This is a genomic window from Microcoleus sp. Pol12B4, from assembly GCF_036701385.1.
In the GTDB taxonomy this organism is placed as follows: domain Bacteria; phylum Cyanobacteriota; class Cyanobacteriia; order Cyanobacteriales; family Microcoleaceae; genus Microcoleus.
Window position 1 is genome coordinate 1 of sequence record NZ_JAUBQR010000275.1, and the last position, 7,712, is coordinate 7,712.

Consider the following 7,712-nt stretch of genomic DNA (forward strand, 5'->3'; position numbering starts at 1 on the left):
AAAAGCTCGATCGACAAATCCATCTGTTCCTTCCCCCGCGCCAAAAATCTTTCGCACTCCTGCCAACACTCCACAGCCACCCCAAACTGCTCGAAAACCTCTTCTAGAGGCAACTCTCCCGATTCCACCCGATCGATAATCGCTTCAATACGATCGACCGTTTCCTCATAATTCCAGTCAGACTGGCGCAACTGCGAATCAATCATAACTTTTCTTCCGCATCCAATACTTCTACAATCTTAACTTTCAGCACGCCCCGACTCAATTTCACAGTCAATTCCTCTCCCAATTCCAAACCGTCAGTTGTGCGGACGATCGTACCGTCACTTTGGATTACCGCCGCATAACCCCTTTGCAATACCGCCGCCGGATTCAGTGCGGATAACTTTTCTTGCAATACCTCCAGTTTACCAGTAGCTTGCCGCAAAGTTAGGGATGTCGCAGGCAAACGTTTTAATCGATTTTGTAACAGTTGCAAATGCTCTTCTTCTGTCTGAAATCTTGCCCGCACAGCGTTTCCTAAATTGACCATTCGCTGCTTGTGTTCAAAGTAAAGATCTGCTAAAATTGGTACAGCTTGAGCGGCCGCCGCAGTGGGAGTGTGAGCTCGTTTATCTGCTACTAAATCGGCGAGAGATTCGTCTCTTTCGTGCCCGATACCAGTGATAATTGGAATCGCACAATTAGCGATCGCCCTGACAACTCTCTCATCATTAAAACAAGCCAAATCTTCCGCAGAACCGCCGCCGCGCCCTAAAATAATCACATCAGCCCTACCGTCCAATTCTACCCGGGCGATCGCGCGGGCGATCGCAGCAGCAGCCAATTCTCCCTGCACTCCTGTCGGCGACAGCAACACCCGCAAACCCGGATATCTTTGGGCTAGAGTGCGCTGAATGTCTCCCCAAGCAGCGCCAGTATCGGATGTCACCACGGCCACAATTTGCGGGTGTGCCGGAATCGGGCGCTTTCTGGCGGGATCGAAGAAACCCTCAGCATCCAAGCGCGATCGCAATTGCTGCAACCGCAAAGCCTGCAATCCTGCCCCAGCCGGTAGCGATTGCACAACAGTCAACTGGTACTCGCCGCGATTTTTGTAAACCCGGATGCTTCCCAAAACCAGCAACTGTTCCCCTTTTTCAGGGATTTGCACCAATTTTTGCCGCTGAGAATTCCACACCACGCAGCGAATCGCAGCGCTTTTGTCAGTGTCGCACAGAGTGAAAAAGCAGCCGCTGGGGTGGTGCGAAACGTTGGACACCTCGCCTGTCAGCCAAACTGATTGCAGGTTGCGATCGCCCTCCAACAAGTCTTGCAGGTAAGATGTTAGTCCAGCAACAGATAAAGCTGTATCGGGAAGAATTGAACTCATCCAATTTTAGATTTTAGATTTTATATTTTAGATTTAGGCTACTATCAATACTTCGGACAGTGTGTGATTGCCAAGCGTAAAATAAGGGTTTCAGGGCGATTGCAGAATCGACTTCCTAACGGAAAATCAAGGGTTTCCGACTAGGATCTCAAAATAGTCCGGACTATTGTAGTATATCTAAGGTAATTTATTTGTAGGCTGAGCGGACGATCGTAAATTTAACTGCAAACAAACTAATGATATCAGATACAATGATTTCGATGAATGTGCTGCGCCAAGAGGCTGCGGCGATCGGCATTACTGAGGAAGAAGCCAGAAAATATGGCGACCTCCGACATAAAAGAACTTGGTCTTTGGCGATCGAACATCACCTCTCAATGCAAGATTTTGCCGATCGCATAGAACAATCCTTCACAACTTCCGAACCCGATTCCTCCAGCGCACTCAACCACTCTCAGACTGCGGAGTCGAAGGACTATGGTATTCAGCTAACTGCGAACCTAGGCGAATCTAGAGTAACCAGGGACAACCAAACAGCCTCTCTTGCTTCGCCACAACAGCAAGCAGTAGCAATCGGGCGATCGCACACACATTCCGACCACAGCAGCAACCAAAACCGAGGTTTTAAACAAGTAGTTCAAAATCATATTAAAGCATTAACAATTGCATCCGCCTCCCGCACAAACCTGCCCAATTCACAACTGGGCAATTGGGTTTGTCCTGAGTGTGGGCTGGAGGGCGAATTGGATTGTTACCTTTGCGCCGGAGAAGGCACTGTAGGGGACATTGCAGCTATTGGCTGGACGCTAGCTTATATGGAAATGTTGGGCTGTTCTGCTCGCGAAATTGAACCGTTGAGAAAAAATTCGCCTTCAGTAAATATTCTGGAATTGAATTTAAAAGTTTGTGTTGCTATCAAACAAAGTAGCGAAGTTTTAGCCAGGACGGAGAAATGGGTAATTAGCCATTAGTTACCTGAAAGCTCAACCAAATTAAGTATTGATTCTAGCTTTTTCAAAGCAACTTCCAATTCGTCATTAACAACTTGGAAATCGAATTCCCCGGCAGCTTCAATTTCCTCTTTAGCCCGCACCAACCTACGGGCGATCGCAGTTTCGGAATCTTGGCCCCGACTCCGCAGCCGCCGCTCCAATTCTTCCCAAGAAGGAGGTAAAATAAAAATTCGCAGCGCCTCTGGAAACTTATTCCTAATTTGCCTAGCCCCTTCGAGTTCAATTTCGAGGATTACCCATTTTCCCTCACCAATTCCTTGCTTGAGACCAAAATAAGGAGTACCGTAAAAATTACCGGCAAACTCAGCCCATTCCGCCAACTCTCCAGCCTCAACCATTTGTTCAAAGCGGCTGCGGCTGACAAAATAGTAATGCTGTCCCTCAATTTCTCCCTCACGGGGCGATCGAGTTGTCACCGATACCGAAAGATACAATTCGGGATGGCGATTGAGGAGCGATCGTACTAAGGTGCCTTTCCCCACACCGCTAGGCCCCGTCAGAACAATTAATTTACCAGCTTTCATTTTTAGAATAGATAACCTGTAACAATTTAAGTTTCTGCTTACTTTAGACTGTAAGCGCTCAAATTGCAACTGAAAAACCTCAATCATCCCGACCTTGAGCGTCTTTACTGATCACAAAACGATTAGCAACCGTTTCCGGCTGAATCGCGGAGAGGATGACGTGACTCGAATCTGTAATAATTACCGCTCTCGTGCGGCGGCCGTAAGTTGCGTCAACCAGTTGTCCCCGCTCCCGCGCATCAGTAATAATCCGCTTAATTGGCGCTGACTCGGGACTGACAATGGCAATCACTCGATTAGCAGACACAATGTTACCAAAACCGATATTAATTAATTGAATATCCATGAAAATCTTAATCTGTAGGTGAACGATTAACTATCAATCCTTACTTTTTATTATATACAAATATTTTTTATTACACTCCTAAAATTTATCTCAACTAAGTTTTTTAGTTGAGATAAATTTTTTACCCTTTTGACGCCGAGTCCCCCGTTCTTTATCAAAAATTTAAAAAACACTCGCTGTTGCCGCTCTATCTTAAAGATTCCGTAAAAGCATCGGTTTTTAGTTGCCAATAAAATCATTAGCTGTATCGAGAAAACAGCCCGTAAATGTTGCGAAATATAAATTTAATTTCAGGGATAGAGAATTTTCAATATAATCAGTGATCAATGACAGTAAATCTTCGGAAATCGAAGTCTATACTAACAGTATTGAGACTGATGCTGCTTTGATGAGCTTTCCAGCCTAAACTAAAAGCTGCTGGCGATCGCACTTTTTACCCTGTTTTTCACCAAAAGATTGGGGATCATGTGCCAAACTACAGATGTTTATTCGATGATGTTCTACAATAAAATGGGTTTGTAGTGAAAATTTGAGTCCTATTAATACCAATAAAAAAAGTGTGGCTCTAATTATCAATTTTATAACATTAAAACTTACGCAAAAAGTTGTTTTACCCATGAATTATAGCGTATTCCAGGTTTATGAAGTGTAGGAACACGGCAATGCCGTGTCCCTACGGGGAACGAACGATCTGTTGTGCACTTCATAAACCTGGAATCTGCTGGGTAGCGGTAAGACTTCATCCACACCGCACCCTACACATACAGGATATGTACAAATCTTATTCAACAAAAAACCGGGATTAATGCAGATAAATTCACCCGCATTAATCCCGATTTATTCCACACTTAATTAAGCTGCAACTAAACCGCTGTGTCTCAACAAAGCTTTAGTGCTCGGTTCGCGTCCCCGGAAAGTTTTAAACACTTCCATCGGGTGCAAACTGCCGCCCAATCCCAACACTGTATCTCGGAAGCGCCTACCTGTAGATGCGATCGCACTTTCATCTTCCAAACCCGCTTCCTCAAACGCCGCAAAAGCATCAGCGCTGAGCACTTCCGCCCATTTATAACTGTAATACCCCGCCGCATACCCGCCCGCAAAAATGTGTCCGAAAGCGCACAAAAATGCGTCTTCTTCCAGAGGAGGCAAAACTGTGGTAGTTTTAGCGATGCGGTTGCGGACATCGGCCACAGTTTCGCTGCCGCCCGATCGATAGCGGTGGTGCAATTCGATGTCAACGCTGCTAAAATGTACTTGCCTGAGCATGACGCTGCCGCTCATGTAGTGGCGCGCTGCTAGCAGTTTTTGGTAGTAGTGTTCCGGCAAAGTTTCGCCGGTTTCGTAATGCTTTGCCATCCCGAACAAAGTCGCGCGATCGTAACACCAATTTTCCATAAATTGACTTGGCAATTCCACCGCATCCCACTCAACATTATTGATGCCCGAAGCCCCCGGATAGTCTACCGTTGTCAGCATATGCTGCAAACCGTGACCGAATTCGTGAAACAAAGTTTCGACTTCCACAAAAGTCATTAAACTCGGTTTGCCGTCAACCGGAGGGCTTTGGTTGCACACCAAATAAGCCACCGGCAACCGCGTGGTTGTTTTTCCCGCTTCCACAAATTTAGCGCGCACTACGCACTCGTCCATCCAAGCACCGCCGCGCTTTTCTTCGGGGCGGCTGTAGGGGTCTAAATAGAAATTGGCGATCGTATTTCCTGCTTCATCATTTATTTGGAAATAGCGTACATCTTTGTGCCACACAGGAGTTTGACCGTCCGCCGCAGTTACTGTCACGCCGAACAGCCGCTTTACTAATCCAAATAACCCCTCTAATACTTGTGGCAAAGCAAAATAAGGCCGCAATTCTTCGGCACTAAAAGCAAACTTTTCTTCCCTGCGCCGTTCCGACCAAAAACCTACATCCCAGTGCTTCAAATCTCCAGCTTCCGCCGCACCTTTTTCGGCAGCAAAAGCTTTCAATTCTTCCAAATCTTTGATAGCAGCATCATAACTAGCCTGACGCAATTCTTCTAACAAAGCTTCCACTGCTGCAACGTCGGGAGCCATTTTGCTCGCCAAGCTCAATTCGGCATAACTGCTAAACCCGAGCAAAGCAGCTTTTTCGTGGCGCAAAGCTAAAATGCGATCGGTCAACGGCCAGTTATTCAATTCTCCGCTACTTGCTCTGCCGATAAAAGCTTTGTACAACTTTTCGCGCAAATCGCGGCGGGTGCTGTGCTGCATGAAAGGGCCGTAACTCGGAAAGTCTAAAGTAATCCGCCAAGGGCCGTTTTCGGCATCCGCATTTTCTTCGCCGGCGCTGCGAGCGGCTTGAGCTGCTAAACTCAACAAACTCGGCGGCAAACCGTCAATTTCGTCTTTGTTTGTGAGGGTGATGCTGAATGCTTTGGTAGCGTCGAGGACGTGATTGGAAAATTGGGTAGTAATTTCGGCCAATTCTAATTGAATGGCATTAAAACGCTCTTTTTGCTCGCCTTCTAAACCGACGCCGGAGAGTTGGGCGTCTCGGAGAGCGGCTTCGACAATTCGCTTTTGAGCTGACTCTAAGCTGTCCCAATTTTCGCTAGCCCGCAGCGCTTTAAAAGCTTCATAAAGCGGTTTGCTTTGACTGAGCTTGCTCCAAAATTTTACTACTTCCGGCTGCACTGTTTCGTGAGCCGATCGCAGTTCCGGGCTATTTTTCACACCCATCAAATGTCCGACAATGCTCCAGCTCCAATTTAAACGCTCTCCGAGTCGCTGCAATGGTTCTACTAAGCCGCTCCAAGTCGGTTCTACAGACGATTCTAAGTCAGCTAGCGAGGCTTCTAGTTCGGTCAGCAGTTGGGTAACAGCGGGGACTACGTGTTCTGGTTCGATCGCGTCAAATGGAGGCAATCCTTGACCGATTAGTAACGGGTTATCAGCAATAGTTACGGTTGCAGTCATTTAATTTTCTTGTAACAGGTTTAAAACAGGTGAACTAGAAAGATTAGCTTTTCATTTTGTAACACAGTTGTCGAAAATTTTGGGTTCGATCGGGCGTGAGTCCCAGAATGTCTGAGTCGAAAAATCTTCCTTCTGGCTGATGACTAATGAGTGTTCACTAATTATTAATGACTACTCTCTTGTGTGTGCTGCAACTCCTTGACCACCGAGATTAAGCGCTTGAGGTGAGGTTTGACAACTTCTTGCTGCTCGTGTTCCAAACGGTGAATTTGAGCTTGGACAATAGACAAATCCGCACTCGATTGGTGTGCGGGAGCTTGCAGTTGGCTTTGCAAATTGGCCATGACTTTCTGGATTTCCAAAAATCGAGTATTTACTACTTCCCAGTCGTCTCTGGTGATAGAAGTTTCTGCCAAGCCTTGCGTCGCACTTTGCAGTTGCTCTATAGCCTGTTCCACAGCTTGGAGATTCGCCGATTGGCCAACCGATAAATCTTGCAGTTGTTGGTTCACCTGCTGGCGGACATCGAGTACAGCAGACGCCACGATTTCTTGCAAAGAAGCTACCGACTCTCCTAAACTCAGCAACTGCCGCTGGATATCGATCGAATCCTCAAAGCCTTCTGCCCTAGGCATTGCAGCCATTTGCTGGCGCAGCGCTGCAATATCTGCTGACAACTGCTTGCGTAATTTAACAATTACCGTCACCGCCGTTTTTTCGACTTTATTGACAGACTTTTGTACTTGAGCCATTTCCGAATTTTGATGCACCCGCACTTGCTGCTCGAACCGATACCGGTTAGCAACATTCAGCGACAAAGCCAAAGTTAGGGGAGCTACCCCGTAAAAAGCTTGACCGGACACAGCCACCGCCACGGAACCCACACCAGAGGCCGCCAGAGAGGCGTACTCTGCCAGCTCCAGCCAGTGCCTTTGAGGAAAACTTGGTCTCAAGTGGTTTGCAACAGAGGGTTTTGGCTTCCGCACGGCTCTTTGGGTCATAGTATTTGCTCGTTGTTGGTAAGGTTGCGAGATTGGGTGGAGCATCGATTTCTATCCTTTTTTCAGTTATATGTTTTAGATTATTTCTTGGCACTCTTCTATTTTTACCTTTGTGAGTAAGTTAAGGATGACTGACATATTATTATGTATTTGGGAGCCTGTGACGATCGCGCCCAATTCCGGCTGTTAAAAGGTTCGCCCCAACGCGCCCTCTATTTTACAGGAGTTAGCGCCACCGGGTTCGGGCGATCGATAATAGCTGCCCAGGCTAACCGAACAATGCCTAAGATTATTTTAGATTTTAGATTTTAGATTAAAAGGCAAAAAAATGCGACCTACTGAGGGCGATCGTCGTTGGGAGCTTGTCGGGAGTTGCCTTTTTGTTCGCGCATTGGTATAATCTACTCTTTCTCAATTGCTCCTCTCAAATTTACTGCAAAAATTGACCAATGAACTCAGAAAAACCCGGAATTGGCGATCGGCTAAAGTCTATTTTCAGTA

7 protein-coding genes are annotated in these 7,712 nt (G+C 46.6%); 1 reads left to right on the forward strand and 6 read right to left on the reverse strand.

What is annotated here, in order from left to right:
* Both xseB and xseA read right to left on the reverse strand, forming a co-directional pair.
* Positions 1-206: exodeoxyribonuclease VII small subunit (gene xseB / locus QUA38_RS25900; protein WP_333166985.1), on the reverse strand; the 206-nt coding region annotated here is incomplete at its 3' end.
* A complete protein-coding gene (gene xseA, locus QUA38_RS25905; protein ID WP_333166988.1) occupies positions 203-1,372 on the reverse strand; it encodes an exodeoxyribonuclease VII large subunit in 1,170 nt (389 codons plus the stop codon). The genes xseB and xseA, both read right to left, overlap by 4 nt.
* A 236-nt stretch (positions 1,373-1,608) precedes the next feature.
* On the opposite strand from xseA, the gene QUA38_RS25910 reads away from it, so the two are divergent.
* The gene (locus QUA38_RS25910; RefSeq protein WP_333166990.1) at positions 1,609-2,343 is read left to right on the forward strand and encodes a hypothetical protein; all 735 of its coding nucleotides are present in this window, start codon (positions 1,609-1,611) and stop codon (positions 2,341-2,343) included.
* Here QUA38_RS25910 and gmk read toward each other — a convergent pair.
* From gmk to QUA38_RS25930, 4 genes are all read right to left on the reverse strand, one after another.
* Positions 2,340-2,909, reverse strand: coding sequence for a guanylate kinase (gene gmk, locus QUA38_RS25915; RefSeq protein WP_333166992.1), 570 nt, complete (start codon positions 2,907-2,909; stop codon positions 2,340-2,342). The genes QUA38_RS25910 and gmk overlap by 4 nt on opposite strands.
* A 79-nt stretch (positions 2,910-2,988) precedes the next feature.
* Positions 2,989-3,255: an extracellular matrix/biofilm regulator RemA gene (gene remA / locus QUA38_RS25920; RefSeq protein WP_333166994.1), complete on the reverse strand. Its 267-nt coding sequence runs from the start codon at positions 3,253-3,255 to the stop codon at positions 2,989-2,991.
* 852 nt (positions 3,256-4,107) lie between these two features.
* On the reverse strand, positions 4,108-6,210 hold the full coding sequence (locus QUA38_RS25925; protein ID WP_333166996.1) for a M3 family metallopeptidase: 2,103 nt from the start codon (positions 6,208-6,210) through the stop codon (positions 4,108-4,110).
* 164 nt (positions 6,211-6,374) lie between these two features.
* The gene (locus QUA38_RS25930; RefSeq protein ID WP_333166998.1) at positions 6,375-7,211 is read right to left on the reverse strand and encodes a hypothetical protein; all 837 of its coding nucleotides are present in this window, start codon (positions 7,209-7,211) and stop codon (positions 6,375-6,377) included.
* Positions 7,212-7,712 lie beyond the last annotated feature (501 nt).